The organism is Romboutsia sp. (genome assembly GCF_035470145.1).
Taxonomy (GTDB): domain Bacteria; phylum Bacillota; class Clostridia; order Peptostreptococcales; family Peptostreptococcaceae; genus Romboutsia_D.
Genome location: NZ_DATIRC010000180.1, coordinates 1 through 2012, shown reverse-complemented (window position 1 = coordinate 2012; position 2012 = coordinate 1). Strand labels below are relative to the sequence as shown.

Here is a 2012-nt window from a genome sequence, read left to right as displayed (position 1 = left end):
ATTACTCACGAAAATTAAACTTGTCAAAACTACAGATATCCAATACATGTACTATTGCCGATGTTTTGATATCTTGTAGATATTTCAAAATTTTGAAACTTCAAAAAGCTGTTGGTCTCTTGCGGGTATCACTATTGGCGGTTACTATATCAAGTAAATCATTATTTATTAACTATATCCAATATCATTTTTTCAAACTGCCCATTTGCATAACATTTTAATCCATTTGGAAAACTCTCTCCACCATTGCTATTAAATGTTATATTGGATAGCTCTGTCCTAATTAACCTATACGAAGGATCATAAATCTTAGCATTTTTAATTACTACATATTTTGCATTAACTTTTACCAATGTTCCATTATTTCTTTTTTGAACTATTATGCTTGCTCTGCTATCTAAAGTGATCCACCTTCTAATAATAAATAGATCTCCCTTATTAAATTCTTCGTATTCTTTATATTCAATGCATGCTGGAAAATTATACTTTCTTTTGCCTTGAGCATCTAACACATATGAATTTAATGTCCCACAGCTAATAAATCTACAAGGATCATCACCATAACTAATATTTATTAAACCCGAGTCTTTTTCGATATTATTAATCACAAAAGAGGATTTACCTATTCCATCAATTAACTTCACCCATACCTTATCCTTACTCTCTTTAAGGAAGATAGAATTATCAGTATTCTTTATCCCTTTTGCTTCATAATATGATATTTTTCCAATACCACAACCAAAGCCACACATGGTTACCACTATCAATAAAATTGCTATGCGAAATTTTATCATAACTTCCTACTTCCTCTCTCTATCATCGTTATCATAGTGTCATCGTGACTCTGCGTTCTGGAAATCCAGAGAGTGATTAATATCACAAATTTATTAGCGATTTTAAAACTCAAGATATATTGATATGTTTTTTTATTCTTGTAATAATTAAAATAGGATAAAATCAGTTAACCTTCCAAATTCGAGCTATTCTATCTCTCTTTTTAATTGTTCGATTTTATTTTCATATGCTCTGATCTGTTTTAAATAGCGTTCTCTTTGCGAACTACTTATATCGCCCAAGGATAACTTCTTATTCAGGTTTTCAAGTCGCCTTTCTAATGATTTTATTAAACGGCTACGGTCGATTTTTTTACCACGAGGTTTTTGTATACTATTATTGATATTTCTATTACTAGATTCTGATCGGTTTGATACTTCTGAACTTTCCGACTCATTATATACCAAAACTTCCGAAATAACCGTTCGATTATTTTTATCACCAGAATAGATTATTACATAATTCATATCTCTTAAAATCCTAGATAATGCTTCATCCAGAGAATTTTCAGACAACGTAATTGTTATTTGTTTTTTTAAAGAATTCGGAACTCTGACAATGATATTTGTTTTGTCAGCGAGTTTCGAAAGAACATTTTTTAGATCAGCATTTTGAGCCGAAATGGTTATCAAATTATTTTTATATATAAGGCGAAGATTTGGATTAGAAGTCTGCGCGTATGACAAGGAGATCACAGATGTGAATAATATAATATATATGTAAATATGTAAAAACTTAATCTTATTTGTAGTTAATTTCATCCGTGCAATTTATAGTAAAAGATAACTTATTGATTTTATAAATTTAAGTTTTCAATAGTCGCCTGCTTCTATGAAAAGGGTAATTTCGCTATTTTCAAAACATTTCACTTCGGAAGCGATTTATGAATTCCACTTATCTATTAGACTCAGAATAATAATATTGAAAAAAGATTGCGCTTTTAGGTTTAGATTGTAGACAGAGCGTGAAGAGTGATTGAACGGTTCTAATAAACGTACAATGCAAATCTTTATCTTGCTGTCAATCAAATACTTATTTTAAGAACTGAAAAGGCCGGAAGCTCAGCATGGAATGTAAGTCAGTTAGTTTGGGATAAGGATTTGATCACACACACGAAGCACAACCCAACTAAACCACCTGACTCGTGCTGCTTTGGTATTCTATAGCTATTCTGAGTC

2 protein-coding genes are annotated in these 2012 nt (G+C 30.7%); both read right to left on the bottom strand.

Annotation, left to right across the window (positions count from 1 at the left end; all coding sequences use genetic code 11):
- Positions 1–161: 161 nt before the first annotated feature.
- Positions 162–794, bottom strand: coding sequence for a hypothetical protein (locus VLM92_RS07425; protein ID WP_325275702.1), 633 nt, complete (start codon positions 792–794; stop codon positions 162–164).
- A 186-nt stretch (positions 795–980) separates the two neighbouring features.
- Positions 981–1595: a hypothetical protein gene (locus VLM92_RS07420; RefSeq protein WP_325275701.1), complete on the bottom strand. Its 615-nt coding sequence runs from the start codon at positions 1593–1595 to the stop codon at positions 981–983.
- Between the last annotated feature and the right edge of the window lie 417 nt (positions 1596–2012).